Here is a 21,530-nt window from a genome sequence, read left to right on the forward strand (position 1 = left end):
CTGCGTAGTGGGCAACCCGGCATGGATGCCGGGTTAGCCGCCCCCGGCCATGGATGGCCGATGGCGGCGGGCCCACGGAGCAGGACCGGAGCGAGGGTATGCCGAGCCACAGCGAGGCACCGAACGAAAGGGGCAAGAGCCCTTGGTTACTTGGGGCTCTTCCAAGTGACTCGCCGTAAGGGCGAAACCGATAGAAGCCGTAACCGCAGGAATGGATATGTACACCATCAAAATCCTCGCCGACTGACACACAGCATTCGCAAACAGGCTCGCTCCTACTAGGAATGCGCTGTTCTGGAAAATCGCTGGGTGCAAATATGCCGCGCGGCTGGCCTGAGTGCTCAAGAAGGCCTAGAATTCCCGCATCTGTTAATTCCCAAGGTAGCCCTTTAATGTCCTTCGCTGAGCAACTAACCCGCCTGCAAGTCTTCCTCGACGCCGATGAACTGCATGACGAGGCGCTGGACTACGTGGCCGCCCACGGCTACCTCACCGCGCTGTCGATCTGTTCCGAAAGCGTTCCCGACCGTGAATGGATCGACGCCCTCTTCGCCGAAGAGCCGCATTACGCCGATGACACCGAGCGTGAAGCCATCGAATCCACCCTGCTGGCCCTCAAGGCTCACATCGCCCGCCAACTGGCGTCCGATGAAGAGTTCGAGCTGCCATGCGAACTGGACCTCGGCGACGATCCGGACGATTCCGACCTGCGTGGCTGGTGCATCGGCTTCATGGAAGGCGTGTTCCTGCGCGAAGCGGCCTGGTTCGAAACCGCCGAAGACGAAGTCAGCGAAATGCTGCTGCCGATCATGGTCGGTTCGGGTCTGTTCGACGAGCAGCCAGAATTCTCCGACATCGCAGCCGACGCCAACCTGATGGACGACATGATCGTGCAGATCCCGGAAGCCCTGACCGCGCTGTACCTGCTGTGCAACGCGCCAGACGAAAAACCGGCGATCCTCAAGCCACGTCACCACTAAGGTTTTGCCTATGGACAACCCCATAGGCAACCGCTCCCTGATGTTGCGTTACGTACTGCTGGCCATTGGCTGGCTGAGCGTAGCGCTGGGGGTGATCGGGATTTTCCTGCCGGTATTACCCACCACGCCCTTCCTGTTGCTGGCGGCTGCCTGTTTCGCCCGCAGCTCGCCGCGCTTTTACAACTGGCTGGTGGGACACCCACGGCTGGGTCCGTGGATTCGCGACTACCTCGATGGCAACGGCATTCCGCTCAAGGGCAAGGTCTACGCCATTGGTCTGATGTGGGTCAGCATTCTGTTGTCCTGCTACCTGGTGCCCCTGCCATGGGCACGCGGATTCATGCTGACCAGTGCCGTGCTGGTGACGATTTACATCCTCAAGCAGAAAACCCTGCATCGATCCTGAGTGTTCGTCCGCAATAAAAAACCCGCCATCCCTGTGTAAGGGATGGCGGGTTTGTTGTTTAAGGTTTCAGATCACACGGTATCCACTTTCAACGAATGGTCATTCAACATCCCGTTGATGATGGTCGCCGTATCCGCCCCGCCGGCAATCACCCCTCCCGCACCCGGCGTCACGCCGTAATGGCTCGCAAGGTTCACACCCGCGAGCTCGATGGTCTGGTTCGGTAAAGCGCCGGCCATGCCGCTGACGTCGATGCTGGTGACCAGTGAATCGCCGCTGCCGGTGACTTTGAAGTGCAGGTAGTCATCCAGCGACGCCGCGGTGCCGTTCTCCCCTTGCAACAATTGCGACAGGTCGAGTTTGTCGGTGCCCGGGGTGAAGTCGGTGACCACGTCGTGGCCGCTGTTGCCTTTGAGCCACTGGAAGGTGTCGGCGCCGGCACCACCGGTGAGAGTGTTGTTGCCGAGGCCGCCGATGAGCAAGTCATCGCCACCGCCACCGTTGAGCACGTCGTTGCCGAGGCCGCCGGTGATGATGTTGTTGTGGTTGTCGCCGGTCAGTTTGTCGTCGAAGTTGGAACCGGTGAGGTTTTCGATCGCGGTCAGGCTATCGGTGCCGGCACCCACGGTGTTTTGCGCGCCGAGCAGGCTCAGATCCACCTTGACCCCGGCGGTGGCGTGGGCGTAGCTCGCGGTGTCGATACCGGTGCCGCCGTCGAGCAAGTCATTGCCCGCGCCGCTGTAGAGCAAGTCATTGCCGACGCCGCCGTACAGTTCGTTGTTGCCTGCACCGGCGGTGAGCACATCGTTGCCATCGCCGGCGTTGATCACGTTGTTGCCGGTGCCCGCCACCAGCACATCGTCGCCCGCTGTGCCGGTCAGGGTGTGACCGTCCTGATAGCTGATGGTCACCGCTGCGCTGTCACTGCCACCATGGTTGTCGCCGGCGACGTAAGCGCCGTGATAGTCCGGGGTGGTGCTGTGGGCGCCGGAGTAGTCGACGGTCAGGATCAGTTGGTAATTTTCCGCGCCTTTGCCGTTGCCCTGCCCGCCGTCATCGATGTTGGTGATGTGGATCTGGTAGGTGCCGTCCACTGCGGCAGTGATGGTCTGGCCATCGCCGATGCCGATGAACGCGCCGCCGTTGACCGAGTACTCCAGGGTGACGTGACCGGCCGCCAGGTTGTGATCGAGGTTCAGGGTTTCACCCTGTTTGAGGGTAACGGTGATGCGATCCTCGTCATTGGTGTTGTTGTTTTTGACTTCGCCCAACGCCCCGCTGACCACCAGTACCGCGGTCATGGCTGCGGTGTTGGCGACGAATGCGCTGCGGGCGATGGTCACCGATTGAGCGTTGTTGCCGGTGAAACTGTAGTTCTGGTTGCTGCCGGTAAAGTCCGCGCCTTTGACAATCCAGCCGGTATTGAAGGTGGTTGGCGATGCGGTGAGCGGATCGCCGTTGGGGTCGGTGTCGTTGGCCAGCAACAGCTCGCCAGGTACCACGATATTGCCCGACAGCACGTTGGTGATGACGTGATCATCGACCGCCACCGGGGGCGCATTCGGAACGACCTTGACCACCAGGGTCGAGCTGGCCAGGTCACCGTCGTTGTCGCTGACCGTGTAGCCGATGTTTTCGGTGATCACCACCGACGTGGATTTTTGCGAGGTGTAGGTGTATTCGCCAGTGTCGAGGTTCACCACGAGGGTGCCTTTGCCGTCGGTGGCAATGCTCAGGGTGATATTGGCCGTGTTGAAAGTGCCGTGGTTGGCGCCGCCGCTGAAGTTCAGCGCACCCTGGTTGTTGTCGCCTTTGGGGTCGTAGGTGTAAGTGGTGCCGTCGACCGTGATGGCTTTGATGAAACCGCCATCGGCACCGAACGTACCGCCCTCGCCCAGCAGCGAACCGGTGACCGGCGCACCGACCACAGTGCCCGACAGTACCGAGTTGAGCTGGCCGAGTTCGTTGACGATGACGGCGTTGGTATTGGTGCCATTGCCAAGGCCGGCGCTGCCGTCATAGGCCAGCGGATCGAGATTGGATTGGCCGACCCCGTTGGCGAGGCCGACCGCGTAGTTCTTGATGTGATTCTCTTCGAGGAATGCTTTCCAGGCCGCTTCCTCCGAAGGATCGATCGCGCCTTCGTTGGGTTTGCCGTCAGAGAAGAAATAGCCGACGTTCTGCGCCCCGGTCAGTTTGCCGCTGGTGTCGAACGCCGTTTGCGCCACCGTCACGGCCGCATCGTAGTTGGTGTTACCGCCCGCCGACAGGCCGGTGATGATTGACTTGGCGGTCGCCACATCGACCCAGACCGAGGTCTTGTCGGAGGCGCCGCTGCTGAAGGTGACGATCTGCACTTTCACATCGCCCAGATCGTCGTACTTGTCGAGCAACGCGCTGATGGCCTGTTTGGCCAACGCAAGGCGCGACAGGCCATCCACGCCGGAAGCGTCCCCCATACTGCCGGACACATCAATCACCAGCAGCAGGTTGGAATCGATGTCCGCAGCAACCACTGAACGCTCCGAGGCAACCGCTTTGGGCACGTCATCAACGATGTTGACCTTGATCGTGCTGAGGCTGGAATTGCCCAGGGCATCGGTGGCCTGATAGGTGAAGCTTTCGCTCAGAGTATTGGCGCCGTTGTCCGCATGCGGCGTGGTGCTGGCCGGCGAGGTCAGGGTGTAGGTGTAGGTGCCGTTGGGGTTGAGCGCGATTTGCCCGTAAGCGCCGGTGGCACTGCCGACCAAGGTGTAGGTGATCGCGCCCGACGCGCCGCTGACCGAACCGACCAGCGTGCCACTGGCGGTTTCGCCGGTATGGCCCGGCTCGCTGCCGGTGACGGTGCCCGCCGCGAGGTCCTGGCCATCCTTGCTCAGGTCCAGCGCTTTTTCGTAAACGGTGACGTCGTTGTCGACGGCCGCTCTGATGCAGCTGTTGTTGACGTCGATGGTGATGGTCGTGGTGCTTTCGTCGCCGTCATTATCGCGCAGGGTGTAGGTGAAGGTGTCGGTCGCGCCGGGACCGTTCACGCTGTTCGGGTAGCTGTGGTATTCGGCGTTGCCCTCGGCGTCCAGGGTCAGGTAGCCGTAGGTGCCATTGATGTGGGTGTCGAGGCCGCCGCTGACCGGGGTCGAGGTGTCCGAGCCGACGCGCACGCCGACCACTCCACCGCCGGACAACGGACCATCGGCGCCGCCGTCGTCGTTCCACAGAACGTTGCCGCTGACCATGCCGCCCTCCGCCACTGAGGTCGCATCAGGGTTGGCGGTCGGCGTGTCATCGACGATGTTGACGTTGATTTGCCCGGTCGCGGTGCTGCCGTCGGTGTCGGTCGCGACGACGTCGAAGTTCTCGACGATGCTGTTGGCGCCGTCGGCATTCGGGTGGTTGCGGTCGTAATTCAGCGTGTAGCTGTAACTCACCACGCCGGTCGCCGGCTCGTAACCGGTGATGGTTAGCGTGCTGCCGTGCCAGGTGCCGACCGATTGCGGAAACGCTGCCGCCACGCCACCGCTGACCACGGCAATGCCGCCCACGCTCAGGGTTTGCAGGCCATCCGGCGCGTTGACGGTGAAGGTGCCGGATTGGGTCAGGGACGGGGCATCGGGGTCCGAGCCGTAGGTGAGGTTTTTCTCGTAGACGCTCAGCTCGCCGCCACATACGTCGAGGCCGTTGAGGGTCACCGGGCTGTTATGGATGTTCAGCTCCAGCGTCGCAGTGCTGATGTCGCCGTCGGCATCGGTGAGGGTGTAGTTGAATTTCTCCTTTCCCTCGCCGCCATTGTGCAGCGCCTTGAAATCGGCATCGCTGACGCTCAGCGTGTAGGTGTACGTGCCGTTGGCATTCAGCACCAGGGTGCCGTAAGTCCCGGTGAACGTGCCCGCGGTAATCGGTCCGCTGTCCGGCCCGGTCGGCACGCGATCCGCGCCTTGCACGTCGTTGCTCAGGACGTTGCCTTCGAGGGTCAGGTGCGTTGGCGTGGCGGTACCGTCGTTGCTGTCATCCATCGCTTTGGGTACGTCGTCGACAATGTTGACCTTGATCGTGCTGGTGACGGTGTTGCCCAGAGAGTCGGTGGCCTGATAGGTGAAGCTTTCGCTCAGGGTATTGGCGCCGTTGTCCGCATGCGGCGTGGTGCTGGCCGGCGAGGTCAGGGTGTAGGTGTAGGTGCCGTTGGGGTTGAGCGCAATTTGCCCGTAAGCGCCGGTGGCACTGCCGACCAGCGCATAGGTGATCGCGCCCGACGCGCCGCTGACCGAACCGACCAGCGTGCCACTGGCGGTTTCGCCAGTATGGCTTGGCTCGCTGCCGGTGACGGTGCCCGCCGCGAGGTCCTGGCCATCCTTGCTCAGGTCCAGCGCTTTTTCGTAAACGGTGACGTCGTTGTCGACGGCCGCGCTGATGCAGCTGTTGTTGACGTCGATGGTGATGGTCGTGGTGCTTTCGTCGCCGTCATTATCGCGCAGGGTGTAGGTGAACACGTCAGTCGCACCAGGACCGTTCACGCTGTTCGGGTAGCTGTGGTATTCGGCGTTGCCCTCGGCGTCGAGGGTCAGGTAGCCATAGGTGCCATTGATGTGGGTGTCGAGGCCGCCGCTGACCGGGGTCGAGGTGTCCGAGCCGACGCGCACGCCGACCACGCCACCGCCGGACAACGGCCCATCGGCGCCGCCGTCGTCGTTCCACAGCACGTTGCCGCTGACCATGCCGCCCTCCGCCACCGAGGTCGCATCAGGGTTGGCGGTCGGCGTGTCATCGACGATGTTGACGTTGATTTGCCCGGTCGCGGTGCTGCCGTCGGTGTCGGTCGCGACGACGTCGAAGTTCTCGACGATGCTGTTGGCGCCGTCGGCATTCGGGTGGTTGCGGTCGTAATTCAGCGTGTAGCTGTAACTCACCACGCCGGTCGCTGGCTCGTAACCGGTGATGGTTAGCGTGCTGCCGTGCCAGGTGCCGACCGATTGCGGAAACGCTGCCGCCACGCCGCCGCTGACCACGGCAATGCCGCCCACGGTCAGGGTTTGCAGGCCATCCGGCGCGTTGACGGTGAAGGTGCCGGATTGGGTCAGGGACGGGGCATCGGGGTCCGAGCCGTAGGTGAGGTTTTTCTCGTAGACGCTCAGCTCGCCACCCTCTACGTCCAGCCCGCTGAGGGTGACGGGGTTGTCCGGAGTATCAGGAACGTCCGGATTATCAGCAACAACAACCGGCGCAGCAGGCGCGTTGCCGCCATTGTCCGGATCACCGGCCAGACGCACCAAGGGAAATTCGGGAACACCATTGAAGCCTGCTGTGGGAAAACCGACAGTAGGATCGACCCGCCCGGCCACTTCCTCCAGCAGCACAAAACTATGGCCGCCGCCCAATGCACCGCCGGGCGCACCCGGTGTGCCCGGCCCTGCCGCCGTCGCTTCAGCGGTTTGGGTCGGGTCGTCGCCCGCTGCGATGGCTTTTTGTACTCGCTCGACATCTGACAGTTGAGCCTGAGTCGGCGTGGTCGCTTCAGGTGTATTCACATGGGAGGCGTGATCCACCAGCAATTGGGGGTTCATTTGCAGACTGCTGCCACGCCCGAGCGTCAGTTCCTGGCCATTTTGCAGGTGCACCGCCACCGCGCCTTCGGCCCCGGTGATCAGTTGATCGCCCGCAAACAGCCGGTCCCCTTCGACCAGAGCACGCCGAGTGCCGTTGCTCGCCTCGGCGAACACCTGACCAATGACCTTACTGACGATACCGATGAGCGTAGCCATGTGCACTTCCTCCGCTGCCGACTGCCGTCGGCATCCTGTTGTTTGCGAAGAACGTGCTCATGGGTCAAGCGGTGGCCAGCGAGCCTCTTCCGGGGAGCAACTTGTCAACACCAAGCCGCTGCCCTGGCGACTATCTCGCCAAGCGTGTCGCTCACAGGCGACGTGTCAGCTACGGAATAAAACCCTCTGCGATCAAAGGCATCGGGATCCTGTTCGGTAACACCTCGTCCAGTGAGCGATGCGTAACGGTTCTGAACCCATCAAGTGACAAAAAACCGTCACCAAAAAAACCGTTTCGCGTCCCTCCCCTCCAGCACTTCTACGCCCTAGTCGATATGTGGGTGGAACTTTCCTTTTGCCCTTTCGAGCGCCCTAACGCTCATAAATCAAGGGCTTTCGACGTGAACAATGTGCTGGATTTTGCAGAGCGCATAAGTTTTTTTTGGCATAACCCTTATGAAAAATCCTTCTTAGATTCTTCCCAGAATGTTCTTAGCTCTGTTGTAACGAGCATGAAACGGTTTTACCTATAAATGTCGTCAAATAATTGGCGACTAATAAGCACCATTAGGACTCAGGGAGATGTACCCATGCGCCGATTGAACCCCATCTGCAGTGCGATTCTATTGGCCATGGCCTGTACTTCTCAGGCTCACGCCATGTCACTGACCGAGGCGATCCAGAGCACCCTTGCGACCCACCCGGAACTGGCGTCGCGGGTGGACAGCCGTCTGTCGGCCGATGAAGACGTGAAAGTCGCCAAAGGGGGCTTTTATCCTTCCGTGGATCTGAACGCCTCGTACGGGCGCGGGTACAGCGATAACACCAATACCCGGGCCTTCGGCAATCACCACACGGAAATCCTGAACTACACCCAATCGGAACTGCGTCTGCGGCAGATGCTGTTCGATGGCTTCAACACATCCAACGAAGTCGAGCGCACCAAAGGCGTGGTCAATTCACGGGCCTATTACGCGCAGGGCACTGCTCAGGACTTGGCCCTGCGCACCATCGAGGTCTACCTCGAAGTGCTCAAGCGCCGCGAACTGGTGACGCTGGCCAAGAACAACCTGCAAGCCCACCTGCGAGTCAACGACCAGATCGGCCTGCGCACCCAGCGCGGGATCGGCAGCACCGCTGACGCCGACCAGTCCGTGGCGCGTCGGGCACTCGCGGAAAACAACCTCGACACCGCGGAAGTCGATCTGGCCGATGCCGAAGCGAATTTCTACGCCGTCACAGGGCGCATGCCCGATGAACTGGAAACGCTGCCATCGATTCGCGGCGAATTGCCGGCCACGATCCGGGATGCCCAACAGAGCATGGTCGACAACAACCCGTACCTGAAATCGGCCCAGGCAGATGTGCAATCGGCCGAGAGCCAGTACGAAGTCGCCAAGTCGCCGTTCTACCCACGCTTCGACGCTGAAGCCGCGGTGGGGGCGAATAACAACATCGCCGGTGAAGAAGGCCACGACAACGAATGGCGCGTCGGCGTCGTGATGAACTACAACCTGTTCCGCGGCGGCAGCGACAAGGCGCGACTGGCCTCCGACGCGCACAAGATCAACCAGGCCATGGACATCCGCAACAATGCCCTGCGCCAGCTCAACGAGAACATTCACCTGGCCTGGAACGCCATGGTCAACGCGAAAAAACAAACCCCGACCGCCCGCGAATACGCCGAAACCACTACCCGCGTACGGGCGGCGTATCAAGACCAGTTCGGCCTCGGCCAACGGACCCTGCTTGACGTGCTCGACAGCGAAAACGAACTCTACAACGCCAACCGTCGCTATACCGAAGTGCGCTACACCGAGGAATTCTCGATGTACCGCGTGCTGGCGAACATGGGCCAGTTGCTGAGCAAACAACGCGTGGTGCTGCCCGCCGACGCGATTGCCCGGACCGAAGTGAAAAACGAAGCCCGTTTGCCTGAACTGAAGTAGCGTACTGGAGCGAGCAATGTGACCAGCATGGAATCCGGCAACACTGGTGTCGATCCGCGGCTGAGCTTCGATGACCCGCTCCTGGACGGTCTGTTGATTCTCTGCAAACTTCATGGCGCGACGGTCAGTCGCGCCAGCCTGAGTGCCGGGCTGCCAATGGCACACCAACGCCTGAGCCTGGACCTGCTGCCGCGCGCAGCGGCCCGGGCCAGTTTGCAGGCGCGTTTGTTGCGCCGTGAACTGGACGACATTTCTGCGCTCAACCTGCCCGTGCTGCTGATCCTCGACAACGGTCGCACCGCCGTGCTGCGTCGCTTTGGCGATGATGGTCGCCTGCTGATTCTGCCAAGCGAAGCCGACGGCGGCGAGCAATGGGTCAGCCGTGAAGAGCTGGCCGAAAGCTACAGCGGCCAGGCCTTGTTCGCCCGACCACGGCATGAACTCGAAGACCTGCGTTCGCCACTGGTGCCGCGTGTGGAGGCGTGGTTTCGCGACACCTTGAAGCTGTCGAAATGGCTGTACAGCGATGCGATCCTGGCGAGCTTCCTGATCAACCTGCTGGGGCTGATGGTGCCGTTGTTCGTGATGCAGACCTACGACCGAGTGGTGCCGAACCAGGCCACTTCGACCCTGTGGGTGCTGTCCATCGGCTTGCTGATCGGCACCGGTTTCGAGCTGGCATTGCGGGTGGTCCGCGCGCATTTGCTGGACACCGCCGGCAAGAAAACCGACGTGATCCTGTCCGCGACCTTGTTCGAACGCATCACCGGCATGTCGATGAAAGCGCGGCCGGCGACCATCGGTGGTTTCGCCCAGAGCATCCATGACTTCCAGGGCCTGCGCGAATTCCTCACCGCCGTCACGCTGACCAGCCTGATCGACCTGCCCTTCGCCGTGCTGATGCTAGTGGTGATCGGCCTGCTCGGTGGCTGGCTGGTAGTCATTCCGTTGCTGGCGTTTCCGATCACGATCCTGTTCGCAATGGTGATTCAGGTACGGCTGCGCGACACCGTGCAAAAAAGCCTGACCCTCGGCGCCGAACGCCAGGCGCTGCTGATCGAGACCCTCGGCGGCCTGGAAACCCTCAAGGCCTGCAGCGCAGAAAGCGAGCGCCAGCACAAATGGGAAAGCACCCACGGCGCCCTCACCCGCCTCGACAGCCACGCGCGCAACCTCTCGGCGCTGGCCACCAACGGCACGCTGTTCATCCAGCAGTTCTCCGGCATGGCGACCATCGTCGCCGGGGTCTACAGCATCATCGCCGGCAACCTCAGCGTCGGCGCGCTGGTGGCGACCTACATGCTTGGCAGTCGCGTTCTTGCACCGCTGGGGCAGATCGCCGGGCTGATCACGCGCTATCAGCAAGCGCAACTGACCATGAAAAGTACCGATGCGCTGATGGGCCTGCCGCAGGAGCGCGATGCGAAACAGCGGCCACTGGAGCGCACGCAACTGCAAGGCGCCCTCGACGTCAGCGGCGTGACCTTTCGCTACAACGGCCAGAATGCACCAGCGCTGGCCAACATCAGTTTCAGCCTCAAACCCGGTGAGCGGGTCGGCATCATCGGTCGCAGCGGCTCGGGCAAAAGCACCTTGGGGCGACTGGTTATGGGGTTCTACGAACCGGAGGAAGGCCAGTTGCTGCTTGATGGCCTGGACCTGCGGCAACTGGACGTCGCCGACCTGCGCCAGCAGATCGGTTACGTCGCCCATGACCTGCCACTGCTGGCCGGCAGCCTGCGCGACAACCTGACACTCGGCGCACGCTATATCAGCGATGCGCGGATGCTGGAAGTGGCCGAACTGACCGGCGTCACCGAGCTCGCGCGTCAACACCCACAAGGGTTTGACCGCCCCGTCGGCGAACGCGGGCAGTTGTTGTCGGGGGGGCAACGCCAAGCTGTATTGCTGGCCCGCGCCTTGTTGCTCGACCCGCCGATCATGCTGCTCGACGAACCCACCAGCGCCATGGACAACAGCAGCGAAGATGTTTTGCGGCAAAAACTTCACGGTTGGGTCCAGGGCAAAACCTTGCTGCTGGTGACCCACCGCACCTCGATGCTCAGCCTGGTGGATCGGCTGGTGGTGCTCGACAACGGGCGGATCGTCGCCGACGGTCCGAAAGAAGCGGTCATCGATGCACTGCGCAAGGGCCGTGTCGGCTCTGCGGCCGTCTAGGAGTCCGCTCATGTCATCGTCACAAAGCTCACGCGGCTACTTCGACAGCTTCAGCAAAAGCGCCGAAAGCGAGTTCATGCCGGAAACGGCCGGCGCTTCGTTGCAGGATTCACCGCGCTGGTCGCGGATCACCGTGTGGCTCGCCGCTGCGCTGATCATCAGCGCCGTGGTCTGGGCCAAATTCGCCGTGTTGCAGGAAGTCACCATGGGCGAAGGCAAGGCGATTCCGTCGAGCAAGGTGCAGGTGATCCAGAACCTGGAGGGCGGCATCGTCACCGAAATCTTCGTGCGCGAAGGGCAAATGGTGAACAAGGGCGACACATTGCTGCGCCTGGATGACACACGGTTTCTGTCGAACAAGGGCGAGAGTGAAGCGGATCGTTACGCCTTGACCGCGCAGGTCGAACGTCTGTCCGCCGAGGCCGAGGGGCGGCCGTTCAAATTGTCGCCGGAGGTGATTGCCAAAGCCCCGCAAGTGGCCGAGGACGAGCGTTCGCTGTACGAACAACGGCAACGCCGGTTGGCCAGCGAGCAACGCACCCTGACCGAACAACTGCGGCAGAAAACCCAGGAACTGGCGGAATTCCGCTCCAAACAGGGTCAATACAGTTCAAGCCTGGCGCTGCTGCAACAAGAGATGAACATGTCTGCGCCGCTGGTGGGCACCGGGGCGGTGTCGCCGGTGGAAATCCTGCGGCTCAAACGCAGCGCGGTGGAAATCCGCGGTTCGCTGAATGCCACGACGCTGGCGATACCTCGCGCCGAGTCGGCGATCAACGAGATCAAAAGCAAGATCGACGAGTCGGAACAAACCTTCCGTTCGGACGCGGCGAAAGAGCTGAATGAGAAACGCACCGAGCTGTCGAAAATCACCGCGTCGAGCATCGCCATCGACGACCGCGTGAGCCGCACCACGGTGGTATCGCCGGTGCACGGGATTATCAAAGTGCTGAAGGTCAACACCATCGGCGGCGTGGTCCAGCCGGGCAGCGACATGGTGGAAATCGTGCCCATCGAAGACAACCTGCTGATCGAAGCCAAGGTGCGCCCGCAAGACGTGGCGTTCCTGCATCCGGGGCAGAAAGCGATGGTCAAGTTCAGTGCGTATGACTACACGATTTATGGTGGGTTGAGTGCCAGGCTTGAGTTGATTGGTGCGGACACGATCACCGATGACAAGGGCAACAGCTTCTATCTGATTCAGGTGCGAACCGATAAAAACCACTTGGGCGGGGATGTGAAACCGCTGCTGATCATTCCGGGGATGGTGGCGACGGTGGATATCATTACCGGGGAGAAAAGTGTGCTGGATTATCTGCTGAAACCGGTGCTTAAGGCCCGGACAGAGGCGATGCGGGAGCGGTAATAACTTTCCGAAAAATTTGGTGATTGACCCGGCCTCTTCGCGGGCAAGCCTCGCTCCTACAGGTTATGCGTTGATTTCGACATTACGCATACCTGTAGGAGCGAGGCTTGCCCGCGAAGAGGCCCTCACTGACGACTATTGCGGACCATGGTTGCGCTGGAAAACCTCCTCCCCCATCGCCGCAATCTGCCCCTCGATCAACGCCTCGAACGGTTTCAACAACGGCTCGAAACTGACAGGCGCTTCCAGCGTCTGCAACGCCTGCACAATCGCCTCCACCGTCGACAACGCCCCCGGCGCCGGCGCCTTGCGCAAGCGATACCGCGACACGCCGCCCGCCACCAAAGTCACTCGGGGCAATGCCGCCAGCAACGGATTGAGGTGCAGCATTTTGCGCGCCTTGCGCCAGGTGCCGTCCGGAACAACCAACAAAAGTGGCTCATCGTTTGCGGCATACGCCTGCATCGGTTGCGCATCATCGGCCGGAAACAATAATCGCGCCTGATAGCCCGGCTGATTCAACAGCGCCGGCAAATCCTCGAACACCTCACCCACAACCAATTCGGCATTGTTCAACCCCAACGCCGCCAGCCTTGCGGTGTTCAGCGCATGGTTCACTTCGCTCGGATGCTGCAGCAGCAACACCCGAGTGCGGCTGTCGAGGCTCGGGATCAATGGGCACAGGCAGTGGGTTTGCGGGCGCAGGCAGCGCGGGCATTGGATTCTGGACATGGTTTCAAGCCTGATTGAGCTGCGCCTTGAGCAGGTCGCGGAAGGTCTGGATCAACGGTTCGCGGCTGCGGCCCCGGCGCATGATCATCGAAAACGGCGCCTGGTAACCGAAGGTCGCCGGCAGCAACACGCGCAAATCACCCTTGTCGGCCCAGGCCTGGGCGTAATGCTCCGGCAGGTAACCGATGTAGGCGCCGGACAGCACCAGAATCAACTGCGCCTCCATACTTTCTACGGTCGCGGCACTGTGCTTGAAGCCGTGGCGCGCCAGTTCGGCCTGGCTCCAATAGCCGCGGCCGACCATGCGTTGCTGAGTGATGACCTGTTCGGGAATGCGCCGCTCGGTGAACAGCGGATGACGGCTGCTGCAATACAGCCAGTGTTGCTCGCGGTACAACGGCATGTAGACCAGCCCGCTCATGCGCGTGGAAAACGCGCCGATGGCCAGGTCGAGGCGGTTGTCCTGCACGCCGAGTTGCAGCTCGTACGGGCTCATCACCGACAGGTGCAAATGCACGGCCGGGTGTTCCTGGCTGTAGGCGCCGATGGCTTCGGCGAACGGCAAGGCTTTGTCGCTGACGGTGGAGTCGATGACGCCGAGGTTCAGCGTACCGCGCAATTCGCCCTTCAGCGCCGCCGCGTATTGCTCGAAGCCTTCGAGTTCGCCGAGCAGGCGCAGGGTTTCCTGATGGAACAGCTCGCCTTTGCTGGTCAGGCTGAAACCGCCGCGCCCGCGATGGCACAGCACCAGGCCGAGGGCCGCTTCGAGCTGGCTCATGTAGGTGCTGATCGCCGAGGTCGAGAGGTTGAGCTCTTGCTGGGCGTTGGCAAACCCCTGATGGCGGACCACGCTGACGAAGATGCGTAATAGTTTCAGGTCGGGTAAAGCGTTGGCCATGGGGGCTCCGTAGCGTGTATCGGTGAGTCCGCGTTGTTTGACGGCGGTTGCTGCGCAACCGATCGCCAGCAAGCTGGCTCCTACAGGGTCGTGCAGCATTGACGATTATGCTCAACCTGTAGGAGCCGGCTTGCCGGCGATTCGATTGCATGGACAACCCATCCCTCAAGCCGGGAAGTCTATCCCCCCTCCCGCCATTAGTTTAGAAAAATCTGAACTAAGTATTTGTCCGTAGCGATTCTTCCCGGCCACTACATTTCGCAGAATCGGCCCCTAACGGTGCCCGAGCCTCCCCGGTGCGGTGCAACCGACATAAATAAAACAACGACGATGAGGCCCTACCCGTGGACAAGATTCTTCACCAACCACTGGGCGGCAACGAAATGCCGCGCTTCGGCGGCATCGCCACCATGCTCCGACTCCCCCATGTACCTACCGCTGCCGGCCTGGACGCTGCCTTTATCGGCATCCCACTGGACATCGGTACTTCCCTGCGCCCTGGCACCCGTTTCGGGCCGCGTGAAATCCGCGCCGAATCGGTCATGATCCGCCCGTACAACATGGCCACCGGTGCGGCACCGTTCGACTCGCTGTCGGTTGCCGACATCGGCGACATCGCGATCAACACCTTCAACCTGCTCGACGCCGTGCGGATCATCGAAGAGTCCTACGACAACATCCTTGAACACGATGTGATCCCCCTGACCCTCGGCGGCGACCACACCATCACCCTGCCGATCCTGCGTGCCATCCACAAAAAGCACGGCAAGGTCGGCCTGGTGCACATCGACGCTCACGCCGATGTGAACGATCACATGTTCGGCGAGAAAATCGCCCACGGCACCACCTTCCGTCGCGCCGTCGAAGAAGGTCTTCTGGATTGCGACCGTGTAGTGCAAATTGGCCTGCGCGCTCAGGGCTACACCGCCGATGACTTCAACTGGAGCCGCAATCAGGGCTTCCGTGTGGTTCAGGCCGAAGAATGCTGGCACAAATCCCTGGCCCCCCTGATGGCCGAAGTTCGCGAAAAAGTCGGCGGCGGTCCGGTGTACCTGAGCTTCGATATCGACGGTATCGACCCGGCCTGGGCACCTGGCACCGGCACTCCGGAAATCGGCGGCCTGACCACCATTCAGGCAATCGAGATCGTTCGTGGCTGCCAAGGTCTCGACCTGGTCGGTTGCGACCTGGTAGAAGTCTCGCCCGCTTATGACACCACCGGCAACACCTCGCTGCTGGGCGCCAACCTGCTGTACGAAATGCTCTGCGTACTGCCTGGCGTGGCCCACCGCTGAGGATTGGTCATGAACGAGCGTGATCAGGTTCTGCACGCTGCCGCCGATCTGGTGGCAGCCTTTGCCCGTAACGATCGCGAAGCCTACTTCGGCGCCTTCAGCGCCGATGCCAGCTTCGTCTTTTACACCCTCGAGCAGCCTCTGCTGTCGCGCGATGCCTATCAGGCGTTGTGGGACACCTGGCGTGCCGAGGATGGCTTCGAGGTGCTGTCGTGCACCTCGAGCAACGCTTTCGTCAGCCTGCAAGGTGACGTCGCGATTTTCATCCATGACGTGGCCACCGAGCTGCGCATGCAAGGGGAGCAACACTTCAGCCAGGAGCGCGAGACGATTGTTTTCAAGAAACAAGCGTCTGGCCAAGAACAACAAGGCCTATGGCTGGCCTGCCACGAACATTTGTCCGCAATGCCGGAAGGGCTGCCAACCCCTTAGCCAAACAGGTGACGCTCACACACGATGAGCGCGCCTTTATGATCGGAGCAGATCATGAATAACAACAACAACGACCAAAGCCTTACGCACATTGAAACCTACGGGGTCGAACAGATCCCGGACAACGAACGCACCGCAGGCCCGACGGATTTGTTCCGGATGATCTTCGGCGGTTCCAATACCTTTGCCACCGCCGTGCTCGGCAGTTTCCCGGTGCTGTTCGGCCTGTCATTCCAGGCGGGCGTCTGGGCGATTGTGCTGGGCGTGTTGCTGGGCTCGCTGATCCTCGCGCCGATGGGCCTGTTCGGCCCGATCAATGGCACCAACAACGCCGTGTCTTCCGGTGCGCACTTCGGCGTGCACGGGCGGATCGTCGGTTCGTTCCTGTCGCTGTTGACCGCCATCGCCTTCTTCTCGCTCTCGGTGTGGAGTTCGGGTGATGCGCTGATCGGTGGCGCAAAACGCCTGATCGGCCTGCCGGAAACCGACCTGACCCTGGGCCTGGCCTACGGTCTGTTCGCGATCCTGGTACTGACGGTTTGCATCTACGGCTTCCGTTTCCTGCTGTGGGTCAACAAGATCGCGGTGTGGAGCGCCAGCCTGCTGTTCCTGCTGGGCATCTTCGCTTTCGCCGGTCCTTTCGATGTGAACTACGCCGGCACCGTGAGCATGGGCCAACCGGGTTTCTGGGCTGCCTTCATCGGCGCTGCGCTGGTGGCGATGAGCAACCCGATTTCCTTCGGCGCGTTCCTCGGCGACTGGTCGCGTTACATCCCGCGTGAAACCTCCAAGCGCCGGATCATGGCCGCGGTGGTGATCTCGCAGATCGCAACGTTCATCCCGTTCCTGTTCGGCCTCGCCACCGCCACTATCGTAGCGATCAAGGCGCCGGACTACATCGCCGCCAACAACTACGTCGGCGGCCTGCTGGCCGTCTCGCCGAGCTGGTTCTTCCTGCCGGTGTGCCTGATTGCGGTAATCGGCGGCATGTCCACCGGCACCACCTCGCTGTATGGCACCGGGCTGGACATGTCCAGCGTGTTCCCGCGTGTGCTGTCGCGGGTCAAGGCCACCCTGTTGATCGGTGTGATGTCGATTGCCTTCATCTTCATCGGTCGCTTTGCGGCGAACCTGGTGCAGAGCGTGTCGACCTTCGCCGTGCTGATCATCACCTGCACCACTCCGTGGATGGTGATCATGATCATCGGCCTGCTGGTGCGCCGCGGCTTCTATTGCCCGGATGACCTGCAAGTGTTCACCCGCGGCGAGAAAGGCGGTCGTTACTGGTTCACCCACGGCTGGAACTGGCGTGGGCTGGGTGCCTGGATCCCGAGTGCATTGGTCGGTTTGTGCTTTGTGAACCTGCCGGGGCAATTCGTGGGTGTACTGGGGAACCTGGCGGATGGCATCGACATCAGCCTGCCGGTAACTCTCGGCCTGGCGTCGCTGGTGTACCTGGCGCTGCTGAGCCTGTTCCCGGAATCGGCTGCGGTGTTCGGCCCGAATGATCCACGCAGCAAGAGCACGGATTCGCTCGGTAAACCGGCGTTGCGACAAGCCGCCTGATTAAACGCATTACCTGTGGCAAACGCATTACCTGTAGGAGCGAGCGATGCGGCGTTCCGACTTGCCCGCGAAGAACGATGACGCGGTCTGCCTGACTGTCCGCGGCGCTCCTTTCGCGGGCAAGCCTTGCTCCTACAGGGATGGGTTTTTCCACAGGGATTGATTTTCGCCTCACCATAAAAAAGACAATCGGAGACTCGCCATCATGGCATTGGATTTATTCGTCGTACTCATCTACGCCGCCGCGATGCTGATACTCGGCTACTACGGCATGCGCAAGGCCAAGACCAACGAAGACTTTTTGGTCGCCGGTCGTAACCTCGGCCCGAGCCTGTACATGGGCACCATGGCCGCTACCGTTCTGGGCGGCGCATCTACCGTCGGCACCGTGCGCCTGGGCTACGTCCATGGCATTTCCGGTTTCTGGCTCTGCGCGGCTCTCGGTTGCGGGATCGTGGCGCTGAACCTGTTCCTCGCCAAACCGCTGCTGAAACTGAAAATCTACACCGTTACCCAAGTGCTGGAAAAACGCTACAACCCGATGGCCCGCTCCGCGAGCGCGGTGATCATGCTGGCGTATGCACTGATGATCGGCGTGGTTTCGATCCTGGCCATCGGCACCGTACTGCAAGTGCTGTTCGACCTGCCGTTCTGGCTGTCGGTATTGGTCGGCGGTGGCGTGGTGGTGATTTATTCGGCGATCGGCGGCATGTGGTCCCTGACCCTGACCGACATCGTCCAGTTCGTCATCAAGACCGTGGGCCTGATGTTCATCCTGTTGCCGATCTGCCTGTACCGCGTCGGTGGTTGGGATCAGTTGGTGGCCAAACTGCCGGAGGCGAGCTTCAGCTTCACCACCATCGGCTGGGACACCATCATCACCTACTTCGTGATCTACTTCTTCGGCATCCTGATCGGTCAGGACATCTGGCAACGGGTGTTCACCGTCAAGACCGCCAAGGTCGCGCAATACGCCGGTACTGCCGCAGGCCTCTACTGCATCATCTACGGTCTGGCGTGCGCCCTGATCGGCATGGCCGCTCACGTACTGATCCCGGATCTGGACAACGTCAACAACGCTTTCGCCGCCATCGTCAAACTGTCGCTGCCTGACGGTATCCGTGGCCTGGTCATCGCCGCTGCACTGGCCGCCATGATGTCCACCGCCAGCGCAGGCCTGTTGGCTGCCGCCACTACTCTGAGCGAAGACCTGCTACCTAAACTGCGTGGCGGTAAACAGTCGAGCCTGAGCCTGAACCGCCTGGTGACGCTGCTGACCGGTATTGTCGTGCTGGGTATCGCCCTGGTGGTGAACGATGTGATCAGCGCCCTGACCCTGGCCTACAACCTGTTGGTCGGCGGCATGCTGATCCCGCTGATGGGTGCGATTTTCTGGAAACGCGCCACTACCGCCGGCGCCATCGCCAGCATGGGCCTGGGCTTCGCAACCGCTCTGCTGTTCATGGTCAAGGACGGTCTGGATGCCAACACCCCGATCTACTACAGCCTGCTCGCAGGTCTGGTGAGCTTCATTGTGGTGAGCCTGATGTCTCGCCGCCCGGCTGCGGTGGCGAACGCCATCTAAGCTTTCTATAACGACTTGATGCTTTCTTCGACGGGTGTGGCGTCGGTTGCCACACCCGTTTTTTTTCGCCTGGAGAAAACCTTTGATGAAGATTGTTTCTCGCGATCAGTGGTTCGAGGTCAAGCAACTCAGCGACGGCATCCGTCTGATTCACGAGCCTTACATCCGTCCCTTCTACCGATGCAACCTCTGGCACATTCAGGGCCGTGACAAGGACCTGCTGCTGGACAGCGGCTCCGGTTTGGTGAGCCTGCGCGAGCAACTGCCGTGGATCACCGAACGGCCATTGGTGGCGGTGGCCAGTCATTGCCATTTCGACCACATCGCCGGCCATCACGAATTTGCCGAACGCCTGGTGCATCCTGCCGAGGCCGACATCCTGGCGGCACCTGACGGCGAAAACGATTTGAGCCGGGCATTTGTCGGCGACGATATGTTCGAGGCGCATCCTGATTGCCCGCTGTGCTACGCCGAATACCGGGTCAAAGCCGCGCCGGCCACGGGAATGATCGAGGAAGGTGACGTGCTGGATCTGGGCAATCGCGTATTGCAGGTGCTGCATACGCCGGGACATTCACCGGGCGGCATCAGCCTGTATGAAGCTGCGACCGAAACCCTGTTCAGCGGCGACATCATCTACGACGGGCCGCTGATCGAAGACGCTTACCATTCCAACCTCGACGACTACGCGCGCAGTCTGCAACGCTTGCGTGAGCTGCCGATCCGCACCGTGCATGGCGGGCATTTCGGCAGTTTTTCCGGGGAACATCTGCGCACGATGATTGATGAGTGGCAGCGCTCGCATGGCTGACGCCTGCTGTACTCGACACCAGGGAAAACAACAGGCATTTAGCGCCGAAGAAGACCGGATGCTCAAAATCGCCAGGACGGCGAATGATCTGAGTCGGTTTTTGATGGAGATCGGGCGGTACTGATTTCGCCCGATTTTTGAATTTACACCTGCTACGCAGCCGAATGCAGCCGTCGACAGCTGCTACAACACGGCTGCGGTGTTCCAGGCCTTGACGTTACCGACGACGCTGCTGGCGTCGACGCTGTTCATCGTCAGTGCGAATAGGCACAGGTTGCAGAGGCGGTTCGATCAAACCGAGTGCGACACCCAGGTCATGCAGCCAGTTTTGAATTTTCTCTTTCATGGTGCCCCCTTCAGGGTAGTGCCGAGCGGCTGAAATTCTGTAGCCCCTTCGCACTGATAATAGTCCGAAGTCCTACGAAATGCTCGGCAAAATCCGCAATGATCTGTTACTGAATTGATCAAAATACCTGACCATTAGCTCAGGCAATCGCCTGGGCCTGGATCGACACCCTGGGTTGACCGGTCACTGCTGGCCAAGGGCTTTGCGCAAACGACGGCGCACCCACTGCTCAGCGCTGACAAACGTGATACCGAGCAGCACCAGCACGGCACCGATGACAAAGTTGAGACTCAGCACCTCACCCAGTAACACCACACCGAACGTGACACCGAACAACGGCGTCATGAACGAAAACACCGCGAGGTTCGCCGCCAGATACCGGCGCAACAGCCAAAACCACGTCAGGTAGCTGAAAAACGAGACCACCAGCCCCTGGAACAGCACGCTGGCCACGGCCACGGTCGTCAGACTGACGTGGGTAACCTGGCCGCTGAGCATCGCGATCAGCAGCAGGCCGACGAAACCGACAATCAACTGATAGAACAACGTGAGCGTCACCGGCGCTTCCGACAGGCGCGAGGCCCGCACCACGACCGTGGTCGCCCCCCAGGAGGCACCGGCTAATACGCCCAGTGCATCGCCCATCAACATGCGGTGATCGAGGTTGTCCCAGGACACCCCACCGGCAAACGCGATGGCAATCCCGACAAACGCCAGAAAAATCCCCAACCATTGCACCGGTCTTAAACGCTCACTCGGCAACAGCCAGTGCACGCCCAGCGCGGTGAAGATCGGCGCCGTGTAAAGGAACACCGACATGTGTGCGGCCGTGGTCAGCTGCAAGCCTTCGGAAATGAAGAAAAACTCCAGTCCAAACAGCGCGCCGGCCAGTAATCCACCGCGCCATGTATGGCTGACCTGATCCCAACCGCCCTTCCAGCAGATCAGCAATCCTACAAGCAACGCAGAAATGCCTGACCGACCGGCAGCCTGCATGACTGGCGCGATGTCCGGCGCAGCCCACTTGATCATGACTTGCTGTACGCCCCAGATCAGGCACAACCCGACCATCACTTGCAGGGCAAACCCATCGGCGCTACGCCGGGTGGCGCTCACCGGAACACCTCGACAACACAGTCCATGGCAGTGACTCACAGTAGAAAGCAAAGCCCCGACTCAAGGTCGGGGCAAATAATTATGCTGTCGATTATTAACCAGATGGCCAGAAAAAGT

15 protein-coding genes and 1 pseudogene are annotated in these 21,530 nt (G+C 61.1%); 11 read left to right on the forward strand and 5 right to left on the reverse strand.

The annotated features are described in order from the left end of the window. Window positions 1-392 precede the first annotated feature (392 nt). Together KGB24_RS21855 and KGB24_RS21860 are read left to right on the forward strand one after the other, a co-directional pair. Window positions 393-980, forward strand: coding sequence for a YecA family protein (locus KGB24_RS21855; RefSeq protein ID WP_008035840.1), 588 nt, complete (start codon window positions 393-395; stop codon window positions 978-980). A gap of 10 nt (window positions 981-990) precedes the next feature. Continuing rightward, on the forward strand, window positions 991-1,386 hold the full coding sequence (locus KGB24_RS21860) for a YbaN family protein (protein WP_008035838.1): 396 nt from the start codon (window positions 991-993) through the stop codon (window positions 1,384-1,386). Window positions 1,387-1,457: 71 nt separating this feature from the next. On the opposite strand, the gene KGB24_RS21865 is transcribed toward KGB24_RS21860, so the two are convergent. Next, window positions 1,458-7,139 carry a retention module-containing protein gene (locus tag KGB24_RS21865; RefSeq protein WP_223474869.1) on the reverse strand — a complete coding sequence of 1,894 codons (5,682 nt, stop codon included), beginning with the start codon at window positions 7,137-7,139 and terminating at the stop codon, window positions 1,458-1,460. A gap of 590 nt (window positions 7,140-7,729) precedes the next feature. Here KGB24_RS21865 and KGB24_RS21870 point away from each other — a divergent pair. Genes KGB24_RS21870 through KGB24_RS21880 form a run of 3 tightly spaced genes read left to right on the forward strand, consistent with a single transcriptional unit; the run spans window position 7,730 to window position 12,632 of the window. Beyond that, the gene (locus KGB24_RS21870) at window positions 7,730-9,088 is read left to right on the forward strand and encodes a TolC family outer membrane protein (RefSeq protein ID WP_008034251.1); all 1,359 of its coding nucleotides are present in this window, start codon (window positions 7,730-7,732) and stop codon (window positions 9,086-9,088) included. A gap of 18 nt (window positions 9,089-9,106) precedes the next feature. Then, window positions 9,107-11,266, forward strand: coding sequence for a type I secretion system permease/ATPase (locus tag KGB24_RS21875; RefSeq protein ID WP_008034252.1), 2,160 nt, complete (start codon window positions 9,107-9,109; stop codon window positions 11,264-11,266). A gap of 10 nt (window positions 11,267-11,276) precedes the next feature. After that, on the forward strand, window positions 11,277-12,632 hold the full coding sequence (locus KGB24_RS21880; RefSeq protein WP_223413878.1) for an HlyD family type I secretion periplasmic adaptor subunit: 1,356 nt from the start codon (window positions 11,277-11,279) through the stop codon (window positions 12,630-12,632). A gap of 135 nt (window positions 12,633-12,767) precedes the next feature. Here KGB24_RS21880 and KGB24_RS21885 read toward each other — a convergent pair whose 3' ends face one another. Further along, window positions 12,768-13,364, reverse strand: a complete 597-nt coding sequence (locus KGB24_RS21885; RefSeq protein WP_223416560.1) for a tRNA-uridine aminocarboxypropyltransferase — start codon at window positions 13,362-13,364, stop codon at window positions 12,768-12,770. A 4-nt stretch (window positions 13,365-13,368) separates the two neighbouring features. Beyond that, a complete protein-coding gene (locus tag KGB24_RS21890) occupies window positions 13,369-14,262 on the reverse strand; it encodes a LysR family transcriptional regulator (RefSeq protein WP_008034255.1) in 894 nt (297 codons plus the stop codon). A 344-nt stretch (window positions 14,263-14,606) separates the two neighbouring features. On the opposite strand from KGB24_RS21890, the gene speB reads away from it, so the two are divergent. The 6 genes and pseudogenes from speB to KGB24_RS21920 all read left to right on the forward strand — a co-directional run. Further along, complete coding sequence (speB, locus tag KGB24_RS21895) at window positions 14,607-15,557, forward strand: agmatinase (protein ID WP_008034256.1); 951 nt, start codon at window positions 14,607-14,609, stop codon at window positions 15,555-15,557. A 9-nt stretch (window positions 15,558-15,566) separates the two neighbouring features. Then, on the forward strand, window positions 15,567-15,989 hold the full coding sequence (locus KGB24_RS21900) for a YybH family protein (RefSeq protein WP_008040968.1): 423 nt from the start codon (window positions 15,567-15,569) through the stop codon (window positions 15,987-15,989). A 54-nt stretch (window positions 15,990-16,043) separates the two neighbouring features. Continuing rightward, window positions 16,044-17,555: a purine-cytosine permease family protein gene (locus KGB24_RS21905; protein ID WP_008034259.1), complete on the forward strand. Its 1,512-nt coding sequence runs from the start codon at window positions 16,044-16,046 to the stop codon at window positions 17,553-17,555. A 205-nt stretch (window positions 17,556-17,760) separates the two neighbouring features. Next, window positions 17,761-19,140 carry a sodium:solute symporter gene (locus KGB24_RS21910; RefSeq protein ID WP_008034261.1) on the forward strand — a complete coding sequence of 460 codons (1,380 nt, stop codon included), beginning with the start codon at window positions 17,761-17,763 and terminating at the stop codon, window positions 19,138-19,140. 85 nt (window positions 19,141-19,225) lie between these two features. After that, entirely contained in the window at window positions 19,226-19,951 is a 726-nt protein-coding gene (locus KGB24_RS21915) for an MBL fold metallo-hydrolase (protein ID WP_008040969.1), read from the forward strand. A gap of 34 nt (window positions 19,952-19,985) precedes the next feature. Next, a pseudogene (locus KGB24_RS21920) lies at window positions 19,986-20,075 on the forward strand (acyl carrier protein); the annotation flags it as partial. A 93-nt stretch (window positions 20,076-20,168) separates the two neighbouring features. Here KGB24_RS21920 and KGB24_RS29240 read toward each other — a convergent pair. Further along, on the reverse strand, window positions 20,169-20,297 hold the full coding sequence (locus KGB24_RS29240) for a PA1414 family protein (protein ID WP_007914492.1): 129 nt from the start codon (window positions 20,295-20,297) through the stop codon (window positions 20,169-20,171). A gap of 183 nt (window positions 20,298-20,480) precedes the next feature. Continuing rightward, window positions 20,481-21,413, reverse strand: coding sequence for a DMT family transporter (locus tag KGB24_RS21925; protein ID WP_008034264.1), 933 nt, complete (start codon window positions 21,411-21,413; stop codon window positions 20,481-20,483). Between the last annotated feature and the right edge of the window lie 117 nt (window positions 21,414-21,530).

Source organism: Pseudomonas sp. BF-RE-25 (assembly GCF_019956105.1).
Taxonomy (GTDB): Bacteria; Pseudomonadota; Gammaproteobacteria; order Pseudomonadales; family Pseudomonadaceae; genus Aquipseudomonas; species Aquipseudomonas migulae.